At 43.6% G+C, this 22,098-nt stretch carries 21 protein-coding genes, 1 other RNA gene and 1 pseudogene; 10 read left to right on the forward strand and 13 right to left on the reverse strand.

Annotated features, from left to right (window positions below; genetic code table 11):
* Positions 1 to 924 carry a LysR family transcriptional regulator gene (locus tag LHL20_RS07785; protein WP_226432890.1) on the reverse strand — a complete coding sequence of 308 codons (924 nt, stop codon included), beginning with the start codon at positions 922 to 924 and terminating at the stop codon, positions 1 to 3.
* A gap of 90 nt (positions 925 to 1,014) precedes the next feature.
* Between LHL20_RS07785 and LHL20_RS07790 the strand changes: the two genes are divergently transcribed.
* Positions 1,015 to 1,932, forward strand: coding sequence for a PhzF family phenazine biosynthesis protein (locus tag LHL20_RS07790; RefSeq protein WP_226432891.1), 918 nt, complete (start codon positions 1,015 to 1,017; stop codon positions 1,930 to 1,932).
* Positions 1,933 to 1,936: 4 nt separating this feature from the next.
* On the opposite strand, the gene LHL20_RS07795 is transcribed toward LHL20_RS07790, so the two are convergent.
* Positions 1,937 to 2,878, reverse strand: coding sequence for a LysR family transcriptional regulator (locus tag LHL20_RS07795; RefSeq protein WP_226432892.1), 942 nt, complete (start codon positions 2,876 to 2,878; stop codon positions 1,937 to 1,939).
* 218 nt (positions 2,879 to 3,096) lie between these two features.
* On the opposite strand from LHL20_RS07795, the gene LHL20_RS07800 reads away from it, so the two are divergent.
* The 3 genes from LHL20_RS07800 to LHL20_RS07810 all read left to right on the forward strand — a co-directional run bounded on the left by LHL20_RS07800 (position 3,097) and on the right by LHL20_RS07810 (position 5,796).
* Positions 3,097 to 3,912 (forward strand): AraC family transcriptional regulator, encoded by an 816-nt coding sequence (locus LHL20_RS07800; RefSeq protein WP_226432893.1) that lies wholly within the window; start codon positions 3,097 to 3,099, stop codon positions 3,910 to 3,912.
* A 115-nt stretch (positions 3,913 to 4,027) separates the two neighbouring features.
* On the forward strand, positions 4,028 to 4,486 hold the full coding sequence (locus tag LHL20_RS07805; protein WP_202263776.1) for a DoxX family protein: 459 nt from the start codon (positions 4,028 to 4,030) through the stop codon (positions 4,484 to 4,486).
* 77 nt (positions 4,487 to 4,563) lie between these two features.
* The gene (locus tag LHL20_RS07810; protein WP_226432894.1) at positions 4,564 to 5,796 is read left to right on the forward strand and encodes an alpha/beta hydrolase-fold protein; all 1,233 of its coding nucleotides are present in this window, start codon (positions 4,564 to 4,566) and stop codon (positions 5,794 to 5,796) included.
* Here LHL20_RS07810 and nrtS read toward each other — a convergent pair.
* From nrtS to LHL20_RS07850, 8 genes are all read right to left on the reverse strand, one after another.
* The gene (nrtS, locus tag LHL20_RS07815; RefSeq protein WP_226432895.1) at positions 5,793 to 5,996 is read right to left on the reverse strand and encodes a nitrate/nitrite transporter NrtS; all 204 of its coding nucleotides are present in this window, start codon (positions 5,994 to 5,996) and stop codon (positions 5,793 to 5,795) included. The genes LHL20_RS07810 and nrtS overlap by 4 nt on opposite strands.
* Before the next feature lies 1 nt (position 5,997).
* On the reverse strand, positions 5,998 to 6,492 hold the full coding sequence (locus LHL20_RS07820; protein ID WP_226432896.1) for a TlpA family protein disulfide reductase: 495 nt from the start codon (positions 6,490 to 6,492) through the stop codon (positions 5,998 to 6,000).
* 15 nt (positions 6,493 to 6,507) lie between these two features.
* On the reverse strand, positions 6,508 to 7,257 hold the full coding sequence (locus LHL20_RS07825; protein WP_226432897.1) for an HvfC/BufC family peptide modification chaperone: 750 nt from the start codon (positions 7,255 to 7,257) through the stop codon (positions 6,508 to 6,510).
* Positions 7,247 to 8,155, reverse strand: a complete 909-nt coding sequence (locus tag LHL20_RS07830; protein WP_226432898.1) for a DUF692 domain-containing protein — start codon at positions 8,153 to 8,155, stop codon at positions 7,247 to 7,249. The genes LHL20_RS07825 and LHL20_RS07830 overlap by 11 nt, the downstream gene beginning before the upstream one ends.
* Before the next feature lie 30 nt (positions 8,156 to 8,185).
* On the reverse strand, positions 8,186 to 8,470 hold the full coding sequence (locus tag LHL20_RS07835; protein ID WP_159623896.1) for a BufA1 family periplasmic bufferin-type metallophore: 285 nt from the start codon (positions 8,468 to 8,470) through the stop codon (positions 8,186 to 8,188).
* Between the two features lie 10 nt (positions 8,471 to 8,480).
* Positions 8,481 to 8,810: a thioredoxin family protein gene (locus LHL20_RS07840; RefSeq protein ID WP_226432899.1), complete on the reverse strand. Its 330-nt coding sequence runs from the start codon at positions 8,808 to 8,810 to the stop codon at positions 8,481 to 8,483.
* Positions 8,811 to 8,816: 6 nt separating this feature from the next.
* Positions 8,817 to 9,293, reverse strand: a complete 477-nt coding sequence (locus LHL20_RS07845) for a YHS domain-containing (seleno)protein (protein ID WP_159623894.1) — start codon at positions 9,291 to 9,293, stop codon at positions 8,817 to 8,819.
* A 326-nt stretch (positions 9,294 to 9,619) separates the two neighbouring features.
* On the reverse strand, positions 9,620 to 10,099 hold the full coding sequence (locus LHL20_RS07850; RefSeq protein ID WP_226432900.1) for a hypothetical protein: 480 nt from the start codon (positions 10,097 to 10,099) through the stop codon (positions 9,620 to 9,622).
* A gap of 140 nt (positions 10,100 to 10,239) precedes the next feature.
* Between LHL20_RS07850 and LHL20_RS07855 the strand changes: the two genes are divergently transcribed.
* The 6 genes and pseudogenes from LHL20_RS07855 (at position 10,240) to LHL20_RS07880 (ending at position 17,073) form a co-directional block, all read left to right on the forward strand.
* Positions 10,240 to 10,896, forward strand: coding sequence for an NAD(P)H-dependent oxidoreductase (locus LHL20_RS07855; protein ID WP_226432901.1), 657 nt, complete (start codon positions 10,240 to 10,242; stop codon positions 10,894 to 10,896).
* 187 nt (positions 10,897 to 11,083) lie between these two features.
* Entirely contained in the window at positions 11,084 to 11,449 is a 366-nt protein-coding gene (locus LHL20_RS07860) for a hypothetical protein (protein ID WP_226432902.1), read from the forward strand.
* 86 nt (positions 11,450 to 11,535) lie between these two features.
* The gene (gene secD, locus LHL20_RS07865; protein ID WP_226432903.1) at positions 11,536 to 14,079 is read left to right on the forward strand and encodes a protein translocase subunit SecD; all 2,544 of its coding nucleotides are present in this window, start codon (positions 11,536 to 11,538) and stop codon (positions 14,077 to 14,079) included.
* A gap of 20 nt (positions 14,080 to 14,099) precedes the next feature.
* On the forward strand, positions 14,100 to 15,563 hold the full coding sequence (locus LHL20_RS07870) for a potassium/proton antiporter (RefSeq protein ID WP_226432904.1): 1,464 nt from the start codon (positions 14,100 to 14,102) through the stop codon (positions 15,561 to 15,563).
* 79 nt (positions 15,564 to 15,642) lie between these two features.
* An RNA gene (rnpB, locus tag LHL20_RS07875) (RNase P RNA component class A) lies at positions 15,643 to 15,994 on the forward strand.
* A 150-nt stretch (positions 15,995 to 16,144) separates the two neighbouring features.
* A pseudogene (locus LHL20_RS07880) lies at positions 16,145 to 17,073 on the forward strand (DMT family transporter).
* A 6-nt stretch (positions 17,074 to 17,079) separates the two neighbouring features.
* Here LHL20_RS07880 and LHL20_RS07885 read toward each other — a convergent pair.
* The 3 genes from LHL20_RS07885 to LHL20_RS07895 form a co-directional block, all read right to left on the reverse strand.
* The gene (locus LHL20_RS07885) at positions 17,080 to 17,742 is read right to left on the reverse strand and encodes a substrate-binding periplasmic protein (RefSeq protein WP_226432905.1); all 663 of its coding nucleotides are present in this window, start codon (positions 17,740 to 17,742) and stop codon (positions 17,080 to 17,082) included.
* Between the two features lie 76 nt (positions 17,743 to 17,818).
* Positions 17,819 to 20,701: an ATP-binding protein gene (locus LHL20_RS07890; protein ID WP_226432906.1), complete on the reverse strand. Its 2,883-nt coding sequence runs from the start codon at positions 20,699 to 20,701 to the stop codon at positions 17,819 to 17,821.
* Positions 20,702 to 20,704: 3 nt separating this feature from the next.
* Positions 20,705 to 21,892, reverse strand: a complete 1,188-nt coding sequence (locus tag LHL20_RS07895; RefSeq protein WP_226432907.1) for an ABC transporter substrate-binding protein — start codon at positions 21,890 to 21,892, stop codon at positions 20,705 to 20,707.
* Between the last annotated feature and the right edge of the window lie 206 nt (positions 21,893 to 22,098).

Genomic DNA, 22,098 nt, shown 5'->3' on the forward strand with positions numbered 1-22,098 from the left:
TTAGTTGGTTGTGCACACAAGCGATCTAAGCCAGCGCTGTAAGTTTTCAAAACGCTCAGTTTGAGCAAAGTTTGCAGAGCATACTAGCCAGTAACTCGCGTCAATTGAAACCGCTTTTCCAATAGGCTTTAGAAAGCCACGGTTAATATCATCTTCGATGAGCAGTGTGCGGCCTAGTCCTACACCTAAGCCACTAATGACACTTTGTAGCAACAAGTCCGCTCGGTCGAATTCGTAGGAAATACCGAAGTGGTCAATCGATAGCTTCGCTTTTTTAATGTAGGTTTCCCAGTTGTACTGCGTTTTGTCATGCTCTCCCTTTCGGTCTGCAAGGAACACAGTATTGCTGTTTAATAACAGCGTTGAACTTTCTTCCTGTGACTGGAGGATAGAAGAGGCGTAGTGAGGACTTACTACAGGTTGTAAGGCACACTTTGAAATACGCATCGCATAATGACCAGGAAAGGGACCTACACCAAACCGTATTGCTGCATCAATGCCACTTTGCTCAAACTCAACAAGCTCATCATCAACATTAAGTGCAACGCTGATACCGTATTGCTTTGCACTCGGTAGTGTTTTAATAAGCCACTTCATTGCTAGAGAGGAAGAAACAGAAAGTTGAATTTGTTCAGTTTTATTTATTCTTTCTAACTGTGCTAAAGCCTGCGTCCACAGATCAACAGACGATGTTGCTGCTTCACATAAAATGCGCCCGGCATCAGTAAGGGCTAATTGCCGAGTTGTGCGACTAAACAAGGCAAAGCCAATCGACGCTTCAATTGATTTTACTCTGTGGCTTACCGCTGACTGGTCAATACCAAGCTTTTCGGCTGCTTTAGTAAAACTTCTCTCGCTATGAATTGCTGCGAGCAAAGGAGCGCTTTGTACCAGTTTGGCCAAATCGACATGAGTTCTATTCATGAGTTTTTCACATGTTTATATGAGTGTTTAGTTAACATAAATAAGCATATTCTTTGTAACGACTTTAATCTATTGTGAAAGGTGAAAATAATGAAAATTTCTCATTTTAAGGCGCAGGGAAATACAATCTCTGCACACATTGTTAGTGGTTTTACTCACAACGGAATAGGAGGAAATCCTGCTGGCGTGGTGCTTGATGCAGACGCGCTAAGCGAAGCGCAAATGCTAAAAGTTGCAGCGCAATTAGGCCTATCTGAAACCGCTTTTGTTTCTAATTCGACAAGTGATGGCTTTAAGTTAGACTTCTTTACCCCCGTGCGTCGGATTGCTCATTGTGGACACGCCACGGTAGCGGCCTTTGCTTACATGGCTGAGAAGGGGATAGTACAAGAGGGCATGACATCGAAAGAGACGGTTGATGGCTCAAGAGCTATTTCAATTAAAGGTACAATGGCGTTTATGGAGCAACTAAGCCCAAGGTATACTGCCCCCTCAGACTGGCCGAAACAAGGGGTTACGCTAGATAGCGTTCTTGACTCAGTTGGACTTTCGACAAAAGACTTGGACGTGACAGTAAGCCCAATACTGGTTAACACCGGTAATAGCTTTATCGTTATTGGTGTAAAAGAAGGAACGAGGTTACAACAACTCGAGCCCAACTTTGATGCAATAGAGACTATCAGTAATAAACTGGATCTTGTTGGTTACTACCTTTTTACCACCAATCCCGGTGCTACAGATAAAGATGCGACAACCAGAATGTTTGCGCCGCGCTATGGCATAAAAGAAGAATCTGCAACCGGCATGGCAGCAGGGCCTTTAGCGTGTGTATTGCATGATATTGTAGGTATAAAGAAGCAAACATTTCAGATAGAGCAGGGCAAATTCATGGCACCGCCATCGCCGAGTTTGATTAGTGTGGACCTTACTACCTCAAACGGTAAAATTACGGGGCTAATGGCCGGCGGGAAAGGCAAGGTTCAGCAAGACATTGAGATAGAACTTTGATTTATCATCGGTTGGCATTCTGCTGGTCGAGGGAATGCCAATCGCGCGCAACGTCGGCTAATCGCCCTTGCAGTCTAGGTACCATGAAATCAATAAAACTGCGTTGTTTAATAGGCAGTGGATCATGCCTGATAAAGAGTAAGTTAACCGGCAACGCAGGTGGATTATATTCGTTAAGAATGCGTACCAACTCGTTATTCATCAAGTAGGGTAAGGCTTGGTAGGAAAGAACGCGCGCAATACCAAGACTTTCTCGGGCGCTGAGTACTGCAATATCAGTGGAATTTGCTTTCATCCGTGACATAACTGGCACGTCAATATCTTTGCCATGCTCACTGAATCGCCATCGCGTTGTTGAATCGAGCCCCTCAAAGGTAATTACACTGTGATGACTTAAAGCTTGTGGCGATTTAGGCATACCATTTTGTTCTATATACTCTGGTGAAGCACATAAAATCTTATGTACCTCTCCTACTTTTTTCGCAACAAGATCGCTATTGGGGAGGTCGCCAACTCGAATCGCAATATCGACAAGGTCTTCATAAAGATGCATGTTCTGATCGGTCAATATTAATCTCACCGATACATCAGGAAAGGCGTTCATATACTCAGCTAACAAAGGAAATACATGCATCCTTCCCATTATAATGGGGGCGGTAATCGTTAAATTACCCTTGGGCTCTTTGAATTCCCCTTTCACTTCTTGTTCCATCTCACTTAATGAGTCGAGTAACTTTTTTGCACAGGAGAGATAGTTTCGGCCTGCTTCGGTGAGCGAGAGCGTGCGCGTTGTCCTTAAAATCAATTGAACACCCAAGTATTCTTCAAGATCTTTCACTTGGCGACTAATGGTGGTTTGGGGCTTGTTGAGCTTTCTGGCGGCGGCCGAAAAACTACCGCTCTCAAACACTGCTACAAACACCTGCATTGCCGTTAGTCTGTCCAACGTTACTCTCCATTTACTGATCGGTGTTGCCTATATTGAGTCTATCCTATCTATAGTTTTAGGGAAGACCGATGAGCAACATTGCGTATTCTCGGACAAGTATTTTGTACGCATTGTTTCATTCTAAAATAAACTTATCGCTATGCTTGTCGCTATTGTGCAATAGACCAAGTGAATGCCTTCGCTTTGGTTTCATTATTTTTTGAGTGCTTAATCCAATGGAAAACATCGCTACAATTCTTCGCAAAATCTCTATTAAAGCCGATGTGTTTTTCAGTGGTAAGTTGTGCGGCATCCAATCTTTTGAAGGAGATAATAACGGGCATCTTCACTTGCTGAAAAGCGGAAAGCTAACCTTAGTGTTAGACAATAACCGAAAAATTATTGTCGACGAACCTTCGGTTATTTTCATGCCAGGCCCCACAACTCACAGGATAATCTCTGACAACGTTGACGCACCACAGTTGGTATGTGCCAACGTTATTATTGAATCGATTGATAAAAAACTATTGCTCGATGCAGTACCTGATATTTTGGTGCTGCCGCTGTCTTTGCATGACGATATTGGTCGCACTGCTTCTTGGTTATTTGAAGAAGCGTTTAACCAGTCTGTGGCTAGGCTGGCCATGATCGACAAACTTAGTGAAATGTTCTTATTACAAGTGTTGCGCTACGTACTGGACAACCAAATGGTACAAGGTGGTGTACTTGCCGCATTAACACACCCTCAATTATCAAAAGTTATTGCCTCAATTCACGGTGCGCCTGAACAAAGTTGGACAGTTGATTCTTTGGCTGATGTTGCCGCGATGTCTCGTTCAAAATTTGCCACTTTATTTCGTGAAACGGTAGGCACTACACCTAACGACTATATTACAGATGTGCGAATAGCACTGGCCAAGGAGATGTTAAAAGATAATGTGCCGGTAAGTATTGTGGCCAATAAAGTGGGGTATGAGCATGCCTCTGCACTGGCAAGAGTTTTTAGAAAACGCTTGGGGTTATCGCCTAAAGAATGGTTGAAAAATGCGTGATATTTAAACGAATTGTCACTTTCGCAGTACGCTTGGTTTCATTTTGTTGATACGAAAAAAGTAATATTTGTTGGTAGCACGCAGTTAGTCAAATACCACGTTTAGGAGATTACTTATGAAGTCACTCACTGCCAATTCATATCAATTGTTCGAGAATTTATCGACGCTTTTATCAACGCCACAGTCATTAGTTAGTCTACTAGGAAGACTGTATGTAGCTTGGGTTTTCTGGGCTTCAGGCCTTACCAAAATTGCTGACTTTGAATCAACATTATTCTTGTTTGAATACGAATACCAAGTGCCTCTACTGCCTTTTACCCTTGCCGCTTATCTGGCGACGTTTGGTGAAATTGTTTTTCCAATTTTACTGTCACTTGGTGTTGCGAGTCGTTTTAGTGCACTAGCGCTAAGTGTTGTTAACGTAGTTGCGGTGATGAGTTTAGAAGATATGCCGCCAGCAGCACTTAATGAGCACATTATCTGGGGCGTAATTTTGCTGCACATCGTGTTTTGGGGAGCAGGCAAGTTGTCTGTGGATTTTCTTGTTAAGAAAAAAGCCAGTCGTTTTGACTAAGCGCGACTGATTGTTTTTAGGCCGTTCCCTTTTTAAGCGCAGCGCAAGCTGCGCTTTTTTTATTAATGGAGAAGACAATGCAAATTCGTAGCGTAGTTTGGTTAGGGATACTTCTTTTTGTGACAAGCATCAGTGCGTTGGCAGATGGGCAAACGCGCCTGCTGGGCGAGAAATTTATTTTTACTTCAGAGTATTTGAAAGGAGAGCGTGTTATTGACATCTACATTCCACAAGACATAGATGTATCACCCATCGCTTTGCCAACGGTTTATGTTCTCGACAGCAACGTATTGTTTGATGTTGTGGTTTCTACGTTGAAACTGCGCTGGGAAAGAGGTTTAGCCCCCAAAGCCGTTATAGTGGGAGTAAGAGCGCGGGATGCTCATGAACGATTCGGTTTTGCAGTGCCACTAAAACGTTTGTTCGGGGATGCTGTTGTGTTTTCACAAAGCAAACCCGAAGTCTTCGACAACTTTATGCGCAAAGAGCTCATTCCCTATATTGAAAACCTCACTAACGTGAATGACTATCGCGCGATTATTGGTCTTTCGCCTACATCGACCAATGTCATTTATGACTATTTGAACGAATCACCGCTTTTTTCTGCACATATAGCTATGGCAGCAGATTTTTTAGCAACGTCCTCATTCAACCATAGTGAGACGTCACTTAAAAAGCTTCTAGTCAGAAAAGCGAAACAAAGCGAAGGACGATTTCTCTATCTAAGCCTGGCTTCTGAAGACCGAGACAATGAGCCGGAAAGAGCCGTCCCTTTCGTTGAGCTTCAAAAAGACAAATCGTTACGTCAGTTTGGCCTCCATGCCATTATCCATGATGAAACCGAACACTATGAACACGCGTCTGTTGCAATTATTCAAGCCATGTCTACGCTCTTTCCTATGTCGCTATGGCGGCCGAATTACCCTCTACTGCGCGAGAAACCAGAAATGTCGCTAACCTTTTTAACGCAATTTCATCAAGCTCTTGAACAAAAATACAAATTCAACATACGCCCGTTTACTCATGGTTATTGGACCCAAAACAGCGTAATCGGACATATCGAATATCTTGTGAACGCACAGCATTGGCATCAAGCGGTGTCGGTTTCTCAATGGTTAAGTGAGAAAATACCGCAGGTGCCGAAAGCCTACTATCTCGAGGCTTTAGCACTTCAACAGTTAGGTAAGTACAAACAGGCACTGCAAGCGGTAAATACCGGTCTATCGCTGAAAGCCACGCTCACAGATGAAGATAGGGCAAAGCTAAAGCAGTTGAAAGCATCGCTCACCGACGCGGCACAGCTACCTTAAGGATTGATGCGAGTTTTGCTGCCGTATAGAAATACACAAAACGGAACGCAATAACTCAATACGGCTTTGACCGTGTTAATCGGTGTTGCGCCAATTAAGGCTTCGTACTGATTAATGATTAACAAGATTGTACCCACCACCATTGCGGTTTTCGCGGCGCGAAGCAACAATGGTGTATTGTCTCTTATGTGTGAAAACACGCTAGCCACCTTCTTTAATACTTCTTAGGTAATCAGTAAACCCTACGGGTAATGTATGACCGCGGTATAACAATTCACCCTCGGTAGAGACAATAGCAATAACGGGTGTCCCTATGACCTGATAAGCATTGCTTATCTCGTGTGATTGATCAAAAACAATGGGAAACGCGATGTCATATTTGCTCATATATCGGACTATGTCTGCTTCTTCATCTTCTATCCCCACATTGACACCAATAACATTGATAGCGTCATAAAACTCAGTGTGAATGGTAACTAATGAAGGTGTCGCTTTTTTACAGTATGGGCACCACGTCGCCCAAAAATAGAGTAAAGTCGGTTTCTCTAGCCACTTGTCCTTAAGCTCGAACTGCTCGCCATTGATGGTTGAGACGGTGAAGTTGGGAGCGCGGAGTTCTGCCTCTGCATAAGTGCTTAATGGGTATGAGGCGGCAATAAGTAAAAAAATTAAGGCAACACTTTTTAAATTAAACATGTTGGGTTCTCAATACTATGATATTAATGAAACAAGCCAATGTTTTTGAATAGCTTCTTGAAGCCAACTGGGCATGTCGAATGAAGGGTACTTGTCGAGCAAATATTCAAGAGAGTGACTTTTTTGAATGTCATGCAGCCATAAGTAAGTCGCCTCTGACGTACGTTCTACTTTCATTAACCCCATTTCATCTTGATAAATAACAAAATAATAGAAACCTTGCGGAGCAAGCAACGTGTCCAGCTGAGGCTCATAGGTTGTGTCAGTATGCATTCGCCTAAAGCTGTCTAACGCATATGGGCTTTGAATGATAGAAACACCGTCTTGCAGCTCGATAAATACCTTGCCCAAATCGTCTTTTGCTAACGCACTGAAGCTGTCGCGGTCAAATGGTCGCTGCGTTTTTCTAAAGCCAGTATGAATTTTCCACTCTACATCAATGACATCTGTTAGATAAGGGTGGGCGTCACTAAGCTCGCTATTTGCAACAAGCAAAGAGAGTGAAGAACCCCACTGTGCCCAATCTCCATGGCGTGGCTTTTCCTGCGCGAGTAGTCGTATAGCGAGTGTCAATGTGACTTGCTCACCCACCATCGATTCAAAAATAGGATAGCTTATCGATAACGCTCTATGAGCAGTATGAATGAGGTTACTACGATAAATCCGTTTCGCCTTATCGCTGAGTAACACGGTATCTTCATTCGTAAAAATTGAGTCAATCAGTGCATTTTGGTATTGCAGTGGAGTGAGGTCGCTATTTTTCATCGTCCTTTAACTCGCTCAGTGTTGAATGGAACTTTCGCGCTTTTTTTGCTTCAGCATTGAGTTCCTGCCACGACGGTAAATCGTTGTCCCACTCTATAAGGGTTGAAGCGTTGGTAAATAAAGTGGTTGCGTGTCGGTACAGCATCCAACCTTCTTCATCTACAGGTTGGCTGTGATCATCAACAATAAGCTCGCCTGCTGGTGGTTTACTGCTGCCGGCTAAGTGAATTTCTTCTACTGCATCTGACACAATAGAAGACAACCATCTTGTTGCTGCGGGTATCACGTCTTTTGAAGTACGTGCGAAGTTTCTTTGGTTTACCACTATATTGTTAATATCAACCAACAAACCACATTGTGTTCTTGATACGAGTTCAGATAAAAAGTCGCATTCATACATAGGATCGTAAGCGTGATCTAAGTAGCTGACAATGTTCTCAACCAGCAATTTTCTACCGAGTGTTTGTTGGACGTGATCAACATTATTCACCAGTATATCTAAATGGGCCCTATCGAAGGTGAGCGGAAGCAAATCACCGGAATGCACAGGTTGGTTGTTTATCGTGCCCCAGCTGAAGCTAGCATGATCTGAAATATGAATTGGGTTTACTCGCTCCACGAGTTGCTTAAAAGGTCGTAGATAGGAAACAGGCACACCACTTGCTGAGCCCAACCCCATAGCGGTACCGTGAATACTCATTAGATATTGCGTGCTTACAGCCTCGAGATAATCAATAAGTTTTCCACCCTCAGCGAAAAAGTTCTCTGCATGTATTTCAATAAAGTCGGTGGAGTCTACTTTGTCATTCAACGCGTCGGAATAATGCTGATGACGCAAGCCAACACCAAAATTGGGTAGAGTATTTGATGTAGTTTGCGCTTCATCTTTGTTTGACATAAGTAGTCTCCACCGCCTTTAAACTTGTGCTTATTGCTCTTTGTTTTGCTGGTAGCGACGTTTCGCTTCCGCTTTGAGCATGCCACCTAATGATTCGCATGTACCTTTTGCAACCAACTTCCATTCGCCTGGATCATTGTCGACAGTTGACTGGCCTGCACATGAGTGTGTGCCAGCTAAGTTTCCACAGTCATTTTGGCCTGCTGCTGAAATGCCGTAACATTTTTCTTTTGCAGCAGCTTGCACTGGCGCGGTAATTGACGTTGTAAGCACTACGGCAAGCGCCGCAGCGGCTAGTTTAGTCTTGTTATCCATTGATTTTTCCTTATTTTTTCAAAAGCTGAATGTGTGAATCTAGCCATTGAGTTAAGTCGTTATACGCCTGCAGGCCAATTCGTTCATCTAATCGTTTATCGCTGTGCATTAGCACTAATGCGGGAATGGCTCTTAGCCCAAGCTCCCTCATCATTTCAAACTTTTCATCAGCATCAATTTTCACTACGCGAACTTTCGCTTTGTAGGCTTCTGTTAACATTGACATCGATGGACCAAGTTGTTTGCAAGGTGCACACCACTGAGCAGTGAAATAAAGCAGAACCAATTCAGGCTCTGCGATAGTAGTGCCTGCATGTGAATCATCAGGTACTAAATTCATGTTGGCTTAGTCCTCAGCGTTCGCTTCAGCAACAGTAAGGGTTTCGATACCATCCCATACGCGGTAAGCCGTTTTTAGGTTACCTGGGATGTCTTCCATCCATTTCTTCTGTACTTGTTTGTTAAGGTTTAAGTAAAGCTTGTCACCTTTGATTAAAAAGGCGCTTGGATCTACGTCTAGCTTTTTGTTTAGCGCAACACCCATTGCACAGTAGCCACCGAATTGAGGTGCATACTTATCGGTGTTTGATTTGAAAAGGTCGCGGTTTTTAGCACTAGAAAAGCGGTAGATAGCGCCGTCGTGCGTTGCAGTGTACTGCGCAGAACCTTCTACTGCTTTGTTGCTAACAAAGTAAGCTACAGGGTCGTAACCGTGGATTGCCACGTCATTCTGTTCAACGTTAACCGCAGAGGCGAATGTGAAGCTACTGAAGATAAGTGCGCTTGCTGCACCAATTAACTTAAGCGTTTTAGATACTTTCATTTTCGTTTCCTTAATATACCAGTCAAATTTAGAGAGAAGAGACGACCTCAATCTCTGAAATATATTTAAGCAAATGCAAAACGCGCGAATGAAACCGATCATCTAGAAAGATCGACAAATTGTTCAAAGTTGAAAATAAAAAAATGAGACTGCTGGATAAAAGCGTGTTGTAAATAAGTACAAGGCGCGGGGTTAGAAGAGAGACTAAAGACAAAGAGTAGTAAGACAGAAAGTAGCAACGCAGAAAGTATCATACGCAAAGAAATGATTGAATTGTTGATGCTAAAGCTGACGTGAAATTTAAATTGGCGGCTTAAATGCTTAAGCTATTGAGTCGTAAGTTTGCTTTTTGTTCTGGCTAATGTGGTTTCGATATCGCTCACTTCTTGCTTTAAAATGATTGATATCTGGTTTGTGCACAATTCTTGGTAACTAGAAAGGTACAACAAAATAAACTCTTTCTGACTAATTATATGCTTCTGCTTTTTTAGTGTAATTACCACTGTGCTGTCGTTATTTTCGGTATATATCTTTTTACAAAGGCCCGCGAATAATGATAGCGATATCTTTTCCATCAATGCGCCATTAAAAATTCGGTTCGCAATTCTGTACCAAAAAATACTTGGCTTGTTTTTTAATATAAAAGCCGTGGCGTCATGTAAATCTTTTAATTCCATCATACGAAATTCTTGTCGAACAATATTAATCACTTTATAAGCAAATGGTTTACTGTGTGTGGCATTTCGTACTAAAAATAAAACTGATCGTCTCAAGGTCGAGCTGCCATTAATAACTGGCTGTCGCACAAGCGACACTCAGCGTGTTTTTATTTTCAAAAAATGACAGAAACTGATTCAGCTTTTACCCGTCTTATCATTGAAAACCAAACTGATTACTATAGCGCTCAGTTTACAAAACCCTTAAATGACATTGAGAGGAGTTAGCCATGTCTCATCCGATTATCGAAGATCTCAACAAGCGTTATACGGTCAAAAAGTATGACAGTAACAAGCGCATTGATGCTCAAGACCTCAATGTAATCCTTGAGGCAATGAGATTATCTGCGTCTTCTATCAACTCTCAACCGTGGAAGTTCGTGGTTGTTGAGAGTGAACAGGCGAAGCAGCGCTTGCATGATACCTTTGCTAACAAGCATCAATTCAATCAGCATCATGCAAAAGAAGCATCACATATTATTTTGTTTGCATACGATCCTACATTCACTAAAGAAAAGTTTGTAAAACGTGTAGATGCTGAAGTGTCATCGGGCCACTTGCCTGAATCTATGCGTGAAAATTTCATGGGAGCTTATGCTTTTGCTGAAATGAATACAGATGACAACGGCAACAATGCCCAGTGGACAAAAGCGCAAGTCTATCTGGCTTTGGGTAATGTACTTCACACCGTAGCTCGGTTAGGTATTGCCTCTACGCCAATGGAAGGAGTAGACCCTGACCTTATCGGCGAGCTGTTTAAAGACGAACTAGATGGTCACGTTTGTGAAGTCGCCCTCGCCATGGGTTACCCAGATACAGAAGAAGACTGGAATTATGGCTTGCCAAAAGCCCGATTAGCAAAAGAAGATGTGATTGCCGTCGTATAATTAGGCTTTCGCTTTATGGTAATTATATAAAGCCCTAGACAACTAGGGCTTTTTTAGGCGGTAAAGAAATTTGTTATGCTTTACCTTGAGTAATGTCTTTTATTCCCCACATTTAATGCGTAGTATCAATCGCACTCAATAAAAAATTTATAGAGTAGTTGCTCTGACACCAAATGCTTCACGTCCAATGTCTTATCACTACATGCCGCTTGTATTGGCATGGGTGTTGTCGTGCCTAGTATTTAGCGCTGGTTTTCAAAGTAAAAGTATTGCTGAGGATGTGGGGTTTACTACTCAATCACCGCTTGCTCAGTTTAACCACTCTGGCAATAACTATTCGTTACGCTTTAATGGCTTAAGGCTTATCGCTACAGCCCAAACGCTTGATAGTACTGATGATGTAGATGCTTTACCTTCCTACATGTTTATCAATGTGCCGTCGCGTATTGTTGAAGTGCCTTTCGCGGGAATACCGCATAACAAAGGCAAACAGTCTTATAACTACCCTCGCCCAAGGGGCCCACCTCACTTTCTAGATTTTCATAACGCGTAAACGGTACTTCACGGGTACCACCATCGGCGATAGTGCAAATACTCGCAGTGTCGTCGTGCCGTATATTAAATTTAGGAAGACTTCCAATGACACGATCACCTATTCGTGGTGTTGTGTATGTGCTTATTGTCATACTTGGCTTACTTAGCGCATTACCCAACCTATTACCACATTCAATAAACCAACAATTACCAAAGTGGTACACCTCACATACATTATCTTTGGGCTTAGATTTGCAAGGTGGCTCTCATTTGCTGCTAGAGGCTAATGCCGATGCACTTGTCAAAAAGCAACTCGATAGCTTCTCAAGCGATTTATTTAGTGCGTTAAGAGACGCCAATATTCGTTATTCAAAGCAGTCTAGCAATCAATCAAACAGTATCCGTTTCACCCTTCGTAATAGTGAAGATGCGCGAAAGGTCAAAGAAACTGCATTTCAGGTATCTGCACAACCATCTGGCTATGGGGCGTTAGACGTTAACATCGACAATGCTAACGTTCGTCTTGCACTAAGTGAGTTGTATACCCAGCAGTTACTTAAAGATGCGCTTAATCGAAGTGTAGAGGTGGTGAGAAAACGATTAAATGAAACAGGACTTACAGAGCCAAGCGTAACGTTACAAGGCAGTGATGCCATACTTGTGCAAATGCCTGGGGTGTCGGATCCCACTCAGGTCAAAAAACTATTGGGTACCACTGCACAAATGACGTTTCACTGGCAAGCAAATAGTCAGTCCACAGCATCAATGACAAAACAAGATGAGTCGGGCAATACTTATCGTCTAGAGCAGCGCGTTGCTCTAGAAGGTGAGCATATCACTGATGCTGCCGGGGTGCTCAGTAGTGAAACAGGCCAACCTGTAGTTACGTTTAAGTTAGATAGTACAGGGGCGAAACAGTTCGCTAGCATGACGCGGGAAAATATAGGTCGAGTGCTTGCTATTGTGCTAGATGACAAGGTGGTGACAGCCCCCGTTATCAATAGTGTGATTCCAGGGGGACGTGGTGAAATTACAGGTAATTTTACGTTACCCGAGGCGCACAATGTTGCCCTTATGTTGAGAACGGGCGCGCTACCAGTACCACTTGATATTGTAGAAGAGCGCACAGTAGGTCCCGATTTGGGCAGTGACGCTATTCAAACTGGCGTAGAAAGTGGTGTGGCCGGTGCATTATTAGTGCTCGCGTTCATGGTGGCGATTTATGGACGATGGGGAGCTATTGCGAGTTTTGCGCTCTGTATCAACATGGGCTTAGTATTTGGCGCTCTCACCTTATTTGGAGCCACGCTGACGCTACCTGGTATTGCGGGAATTATTCTAACAATGGGAATGGCTGTGGATGCCAATATCCTCATAAATGAGCGCATTCGCGAAGAGAGCCGAAAAGGGCGCCCTGCTACTAGTGCTATCAATGTGGGGTTTGATAAAGCCTTTGCCACTATTGTGGACTCAAATTTTACTACCCTTATTGCAGTAAGTTTACTTTTTATGTTTGGTAGCGGGCCAATAAAAGGTTTTGCCATCACCATTGCGCTAGGTTTGATTTCTTCCGTATTTACCGCAGTGGCATTAACAAAAATGTTGATGCTCTGGGTTGTGAAGTACCGAAAAGGTAAGCCGGCCACACGAACGCCTTTAACGTTTTCATCACCATTGCTACGAATGAGTGACAGTTTAAAAGGCATTAACTTCTTATCGAAACGCAAAATAGCGCTGACACTCTCTGTTGTGCTAACGATGGCGTCGATAGGCCTTTTTGCGAAACCGGGGCTTCACTATGGCGTTGACTTTACGGGCGGTACCATGATTGAGCTAACAGCCCCTAATTTGTCAACTGACGAACTGCGCAATGCAATAAGAAGCAGCGGTTTTGAACAGGTGGCTATCCAAGAGTATGGCAGCGAACATCATTATTTATTGCGCGCACCGCTAGCAGAGGCGCAGAGTAACGCGAAAGTTGATGGTAGCAAGGTATCTTATACTGACTCACTTAAAGCAGAGATACAAAACGCTGACAGTCACGTTTCGTTCGATAAGGTAGATGTTGTGGGTCCGAAAGTAAGTGGTGGGTTTGCTGAGCTATCCATTTTGGCACTGCTAATAGCGGGAGCGGGAATGTTGGTCTACTTGTGGGCGCGATTTGAGGCGCACTTTGCAACTGCGGCACTGTTAACGGTTTTGCTCGACCTTACTAAAACGGTTGGATTTTTCGCGCTTACAGGCATCGAGTTTAATTTAACCGCCGTTGCTGCCCTTTTAGCACTCATTGGTTATTCAATTAATGACAAAGTGGTTGTACTTGACCGCATACGTGAATTGCTGCGTATAGATCCTACAAAGCCACTGGCAGACACCATCAATGACGCAGTAAACAGTACGCTAAGTAGAACTGTTTTTACATCCGTCACTACGCTACTTGCGCTTTTACCTATGGCACTTTTTGGTGGCGATGCAGTCGAAAGTTTTGCCGTACCCATGGTTTTTGCCGTGGTCATTGGCACCTCTTCAACATTGTTTATCACGTCAGCTTTGCTGTATATGTTAGGAGTGCGTCGCGAGCAACAAGGAAAAGCACAGCTAAAACCTACGTCTGAAGAGATTCAAGCGTCACTGGCGCACATACCATAAGTTAAACAAAGGTCCCCAAAATGTTTGCAGTAGATCATATTTTATTACTTAGTGCGGTACTTGCCATTATTGGCGTGCTGGCAAGTAAGCTGTCTCCGCGTTTTGGGGTACCTGTTCTGGTGCTTTTTTTAGGCGTTGGCATGCTTGCTGGAGAAGACGGCATCGGGCGAATATTCTTTGACAATGCTGATGCTGCTCATGCTATCGGTACATTTGCACTAATTCTTATTTTGTTTGACGGTGGATTACAGACGTCTAAAAAGTCGATTGTACAAGCATGGAAGCCTGCTGCATTGTTGGCCACGCTTGGCGTAGTGGGCACTGCGGTCATCACAGGGATTACGGCAATGTACGTGCTTGAATTGCCCCTGTACAAAGGGTTGTTAATTGGCGCCATAGTGGGGTCGACGGACGCCGCTGCGGTATTCTCGGTGTTGCGCAATGCTGGTATTCGCATACCTGAAAAAGTGAAGTCTACCTTGGAACTTGAGAGTGCGTCTAACGATCCAATGGCTATATTTCTTACCATAGGACTCATTTCTCTAATACAAAACACCAATACAACGCCAAGCGACTTACTGGTGTTATTTGTAAGTCAAATGGGAGTAGGGGCTGTGGTGGGTTTTGCCATAGGAGGATTGGCAGTATGGCTATTTCGGCGAATTACACTTATGGCAATTGGCCTGTATCCCGTTTTTGTAATGCTATTCGGCGTATTAGCGTTCGGTTTGGCGGCTAACTTAAACGGAAGCGGCTTTTTGGCAACCTTTATAACCGGCGTTATTGTTGGAAATAGTCGATTTGCTTATCAACGCAACACCTTTGTGTTTTTAGATGGGTTGGCATGGCTTGGACAGATAGCGATGTTTGTTATTCTAGGGCTATTAGTTACACCTACAGAGCTTTTTGTTAACTGGAAAGAAGGGCTACTAATAGCGATTGTATTGATTTTTATCGCAAGGCCATTGGTTGTAATGCCGTTACTACTACTTACTCGATTTTCTTTCAAAGCGTCGCTTTTAATTTCATGGGTTGGGCTAAGAGGCTCAGTACCCATTATCCTTTCAATTTTCCCTCTCATCTTCAATATGGATTATGCGGAACTCATCTTTAACGTTGTGTTCTTCATTGTACTAATATCGGCGCTACTGCAAGGTTCTACATTGCCCCTTGCAGCCCGAAAGCTTGGTTTGGTGTTAGCCCATAAGACCGAGTCTTCCAAAACACTAGAAATTGTCAAAATTGCGAAGAATAAACGCGAGTTAATTGAAATTGAGCTTGGCGTTCAATCAACGGCATTGGGCAAGTGTATAAGCGAACTAGCGCTACCATCAGATACCGTTGTTGCCATGATCGCTAGAAATGAAAAAACGCTAGTGCCAAAAGGCAAAACCCAATTAAAAGAGGGGGATCATGTGTTTATCATTACTAAATTAACCGATAAAAGTGCAGTCGAATCGTGTTTTTTCACTAAGCAAGAATAGCGCCCTTGTTAAAGCGTGAACACAACGCAGTGTTTTTTGATTGTCGCTATTAATAAGTACTTCATGTAGAATGCGCCGCGGAGTTGGCCAGGCAACCGTCGCTTTCGTAAGAAAGGGGAGGAAAGTCCGGGCTCCAAAGGGCAGGGTGCCAGATAACGTCTGGGCGGCGTGAGCCGACGACAAGTGCAGCAGAGAGAAGACCGCCTAAGCATGTTCGCATGCCGGTAAGGCTGAAAGGGTGCGGTAAGAGCGCACCGCACCTCTGGTAACAGAGTGTGGCGAGGTAAACTCCACCCGGAGCAAGACCAAATAGGATCCCTTAACGTGTGGCCCGCATGGGGATCGGGTAGGTTGCTTGAATCAGTGAGTGATTGCTGATCTAGAGGAATGGTTGCCCACGACAGAACCCGGCTTATCGGCCAACTCCACTCTTTTCTATAGCCAAAACTCGGGCTTTTTTTTAATCCTATACGACTCAAAACCGTCTAATCTGCAAATAAAAGCGCCTAGCTACTTCAATACATTATCATGTATATCTGTACTATTTATGTATTCAACTGAAATGACGTAGAGATGTAGATATGATTGTTCAAGCGAGTACAAAGGGGGTATTGGCTGTCGTGGTTGCCAGTTTTCTTTGGGGGACTACCGGGACGGCAGCGCAATACGCACCAACGATAAGCCCGTTTGCCATTGGCGCATTTGCTATGGGGGGGGTGGTGTACTCTTATGCTTAACTGCATGGAAAACACTGAAGAAAGACAGCGCTGTCTTGCGCGCTAACCCTCTGGTAGTAATTGCAGGAAGCTGCTGTGTTGCCTTATATCCTCTGGCGTTTTATGCCTCAATGCGACTCTCAGGCGTGGCAATTGGCACGGTTGTTTCTATTGCCACTGCCCCTCTCTTTGCCGCTGTTTTCGAATACCTATTCGGCAAAAAAAAGGTGTCTTTTAAATGGGTGGTCAGCTTCGTTTTAGGCGCGGTGGGAATTGTTTTGCTAAGCACAGGAAAATCGTCAAGTGTGGTGATGCTACCAGAGACAGAATACAAACAACATGCGGGGATAGTACTGGGGCTGGTAGCGGGAGTAACTTATGCCGGGTACTCGTGGGCAGCCAAGCAACTCATTAATGCTGGAGGGCACTCTAAATCTGCTATGGCGAGCCTTTTTGGCTGTGCCGCTATACTGCTATTGCCTTCTTTGTACTTCACGGGTGAGCGCTTATTTGCCACGCCAATCAACACTACTGCCGCGCTTTACATGGCGGTCGTACCCATGTTTTTGGGGTATGTACTGTTTGGCTTCGGGTTGCGTTTCATCGAAGTCAGTCAAGCTACATTAATTACGCTCATTGAACCTGTTGTTGCAACGTTATTCGCGATTTTTCTTATTGGCGAAACCTTCTCTGTGCTTGGGTGGCTGGGAATGGCAATGGTGTGCCTGTGCCTGGTCATACAAACAATCAGGTTTCCGCAGCGCTTCAGCCTTAGTAGTACAGTTGCAAACTAAAGGCCGCTATATTGAAAAGTCAGCGTATTTATCAAGTATGGCTTGTATTTGGCCTGTTTCCTGTAAATAGTCTATCGCGTTATTAATGCGGCTTAGTTTGTCTTTATGACGGTTATGAACTCTCAACGCTAACGAACCTTGGGTATGTATTGGGCCCAACGCAATCTTAACTTTGTGTTTAGCCGACCAATAGCGAGCCGCCGCTTCTTCCATAATGATCACATCTATACGCTTTTTGCCTAAGGCTTGCATTAATGTGCTTTCAGAGTGGAAATCGAGGCGGTCGAAGCGTTTGTCATTGAAATAGACGTAGCCTGATATCGTGCCAACAGGGTTGCCATAAATACGTTCAATATCGGCATACAGGTGCTGCTTTTCTGGCAAGGTAATAAAGTACTCTGTGACGGTGAGTATGGAGTGAGAGAACGTAAAGTCGCCTTGCGGCTCTCCCTCAGGCAACCATCCAGGGCTAAAGAAGTCGAAATCTAGTTTGCCAGTATTAAACGCCACCATAGCGCGTTTAGTCGACAACATCACTTTTTCAGTTTTAATGCCAGCGCGTTCCATAATTAGCGGCAAGATTTCAACTAATATGCCTTTTCTTGAAGCATCTACTGCGTTCTCATAAGGAACGGAACTACCTGATGTACCCAAATTATACTTCAGCACAGTTTCTACACCGACTGCGGTGAATGTAGCAAAGTAAAACGCCAATGCAACTAGAACGGCCTTTAAATACATAATGTTATGTTACGCCCGTGTCTTCTGTTTTATGCCCTGAAACAGATTCGCTTGCCCAATACTCTACTTTTTCTACAAGATCGCCTGCCTCAAAGGGTTTGCTAAGGTAATCATTCATGCCTGCTGCTTCACAGCGCTCCTTATCCCCTTTCATTGCGTTTGCCGTTAACGCTATAATTGGAACGTGTTTGTAACGCTCTCCTGCTTCACCTTGTCTTATACGTTGGGTGGCTTCGAAACCGTCCATTTCCGGCATTTGGCAGTCCATTAATATAACGTCGAATGTGGGTTTCATTTTTATAAGTGCTTCTAAGGCCTCGCGACCTGATTTTGCGCTTAACGTTGTGTGGTGATTTAGATGTTGCTTAACAATAATCTGGTTAATGTCATTATCTTCCACAATAAGTATTTTGCGCTTCAGGGCTTTGTCAGATGTGGCTGTAGTCTTGGTGCGTGCAGGTACAATGGCTTCTTCAGTTGCCTCTTCTAGCACTACGCAAAAGCTGAAGTTACTGCCTTTACCTTTTTCACTATGCACATCAATATTGCCGCCCATGAGTTCGCATAACTGCCTGCTGATTGATAGACCAAGGCCTGTGCCACCAAATTTTCGTGTTGTAGAGAGATCTTCTTGGGTAAAAACGTCAAAAATAGTTTGTTGTTTTTCTCTTGCAATACCAATGCCCGTGTCGCTTACGCTACACAAGAAAGACAGTTTGCCGTCAGGTCGAGACTCTAGGTTAGCCGTCACTGAGATATTGCCGTTTTCAGTAAATTTAACCGCATTACCAATTAAGTTAGTTAATACTTGTCTTAGCCTTACTTCATCGCCTAAGACCATGTGATGATTCAGTAGGTTAAATTGAAAATGTAGGTCTAACCCCTTTTCTTGACACAAAATGGCATACTGGCTGTGAATACTTTCAAGCGACGCCTCTATATCAAAAGGGGAGTGTTCAATCTGAAGTTGACCTGCCTCTATTTTCGAGAAATCCAGTATGTCGTTGACGATATGCAATAAGCTTTGAATACTAAAATTAGCCAGCGACAGGTAATGTTGTTGTTCACTGTTTAGCTCTGATGATTCAAGTAACTGCAGGACCCCGGAAATGCCGTGAATTGGCGTTCTAATTTCATGACTCATACTTGCAAGAAAGCTTGATTTTAAACGTACCGATTCTTCCGCTTTTTCTCTTGCTTCTTGCAGGTACTGTTCAGTCTGACGCTGTTGCGTTACGTCCTGCTGGAAACCAATATAATGGGTCACTTCTCCATTTATGGTTACTGGCGTCAGGTTGAGCCTATTGTAAAACGCTTCTCCATTTTTCTTATAATTCAACAAAGTAATTTCTATGGGCTCTCTTTTTGCGATTGCTTGACGGACAGTGTCAATATTGAGGGCATCAGTATCTTGTCCCTGCATTGATCGGCAGTTATAGCCTATGATTTCGTCTTTGTTGTAACCCGTTAACTCCTCAAATGCGCTATTGACGTAAATGACGGGTTGGCCGGGCTGACGAATGTCAGAGATGATTATTGATACCGTTGCTTCATCAATGGCGTGGCTAAGAATTTGAACATTACTTTCAAGAGAGCGTTGCTTGGTTTCGTCTCCTCCTACGTAAATTGTCCCCCTGTTTATACCATTAACATCAACTAATGATGTTTTGGTCCATCTCACAAATAGCTGTTCATTACTTTCAGATAAATGTGTTAATTCAATGGCCTGCGAAGAACTCAAGGCGAGGTCGATGCGCTCTAAGAGCTCGGGCTTAGTTTCCCGCTGGCCGTCACAAAAGCTATCAAAGCGCTTGTTCGATAGCATGATCTGCCCTTCTTGATCGATAACAACAAGCATGTCGCCCATCGATTCGAGTACATTGGAGAATTGTTCATTAGATAATGATACTTCGGAAAGATCCCAGATTAGCTTATCAAAAGCTTCCCGTATGTCTGCAAGCTCCTGTGCCTCTACAGTGGTTTGACTTTGGAGTTCAACATTGCTGTGCTTCAATCTGCCTTTGATGTCACGATACAGTGCCGAGAGGGTGGACTCAGCCAACGCACCGGTGACTTTTAGCATATGAATAATAATGAAAACGAAGCCGACGATCGTTGAAAGTAACACAACGCTGATGCCAGTGACTTCTTTGTAGACCGTGATCGCAGGTTTAACACTGTACAGTGTTAAATCACGCCATTTAGCTTGCTTTAATGAATAGCCATTTGAACTAAATTCACTAAGCAAAGAGTCCGGTTTTATTACAGTAGGCTGGCTACTAAATAACACCTTACCGTCGCTATCGCTGACCAACTGATTAGTCAACCGAGGGTAAGGCGCCAATAACGATTGTAAACTATCGACATACATAACCAGTGCGCCTTCAGCGACACCGCCAAGCAATACAGGCACACTAATCAATACGCCATATTGAGAAATAGAAGAATAAGGTAGTGACGAGCCGAGTGTTTGCTGACGCCACGCAGTGTCTAATGTGCTCGGTAACACTGCATCCCAGTTCTTATCAATAATTTTATTACCCGCAAAATCGTACAACGCAAATTCGACGGTTTTCGCTTGGGTTAGGTTCAGCGAGCGAAAAAACATTGGCAAGTAATTGTCACGCTGCTGTAAATCAACAAATGCGTTGATGATAATGTCATTGGCGGCCAAATCAGCTAGCTGACGAGTGGTGTCATTGACAATGAAAGTAAGGTCTTGCTCTAGTCCATCGACTGATTCTTGCTGCAATTGCTCTGCTTGAGTAACCACATAATGGAACGAGATGGCAAACAACACCAAAGAAGCAAATAACACTAGGGCAATCAGCCGTGGGAGCATGCTCGAGAGAAGGAGTGTCCTTAACCTCGGTCGCTGTTGCTGCATGTATTAATCCATTGTTTCTAGATGGCCCTGTTCGTTGAATTTCGTCATGAAATAGTCATCTGACCAAAGCGCATCATGTTTTTCTGAAGTAAATGGCGGGGTGTAAACCTTTACCGCGCCTTCTACGTTTTCAAGAGACTCAAGTGCCTCTCGCAGTTTGTCTACTCTTATACTAGCAGCTTTCTCAGCCGCAGCAGCAATTAAATGCGTTAGGTCAAAAGCGTGGGCAAGCCCAGTTACACCGTTAATAGTCGTCTTATCAACTATGCCGTATTTCTTATAATAGGCATCGAGAAGCTGTTTGGCTTTTTCCGTTTTAGGCTTACTGAAATGAAATGTTTGAAGCACTGAAATATCAAAACTTCCTATAGGTGTATTAAGCTTCTCAGCAAGCTGCCCAGAAGCAATACCCCAATGTGATATTACGGGCATAGAGGCAATGCCTTGCTGCGCCATTTCATCTAGCACTACGACGCCTTCAGGTACATTGGTTACCAATAAAATCGCTTGGGCCTCACTATTTTTTATGGCAGAAATATCTTCGGCAAAGCTTTTTTGTTGCCAATTAATCCAATGAATTGACGTTATTGCAATGCCTTGCTGTGCAGCAGCTTTCTTAAGCGATGCTAAATTAGAGCGCCCCCAACCCGTTCGCTCTAAAACCAAAGCAACGTGCTTTATGCTTTTTTGCTTCGCGTGCTCAATAAGTACTGAGGCCGCCTCAGAATCTCTTACCGATACGCGAAAAATATTGTTAGGGCTATAACCGTTGTCAATAATAGGTGTACCGGCTGCCCATGGAACCAACATCAGCACATTATTTTTGTGTATTGCTTCTACTTCAGCAAGAACCACAGGTGTGTGCACGCCGCCAATAACTGCAAGCAAATTAGGGTCTTTGCTTACTGTTTCAATATTGTGTAAGCCTCTAGCTGGATTACCTCGGTGATCTTTGGTGACAACGGTCAAATGTCTTCCCAAGACACCGCCACGGGCGTTTATTTCATCAACCGCTAATTCCACGCCACGCTTAATCGCAATACCACCCTCAACGGCAACGGCAGTGAAATCTGCATCGATAGCAATTACTAACGGCTCTGATTGCGATTTCGCGTGAGGGGAAGCCGCTACAATAAAAAATGTAAGTAAGAAAATGATAAGTGACGTAGAGCGCATAATATTGCTATCCAAAAAACCTTCCCCAAGTGTATAGCATTGCTTTGTGCGTGTTTAATAAGTTACATCATCCTTTAGTATAGACTTAGCCTAAAGTTTTGGATGTTTATTCATACAATTAACGGTTTTTTAAAGAGCTGTTAAAGGTTTTGACGTATTAGGTGTAAAAAGTGGCATGATTCTACCATTCGCTTATATCTTTGTTGTGTGAAGAAGGTCAT

Origin of the sequence: Alteromonas sp. McT4-15 (genome assembly GCF_020515205.1) — a bacterium.
Lineage (GTDB): Bacteria > Pseudomonadota > Gammaproteobacteria > Enterobacterales > Alteromonadaceae > Alteromonas.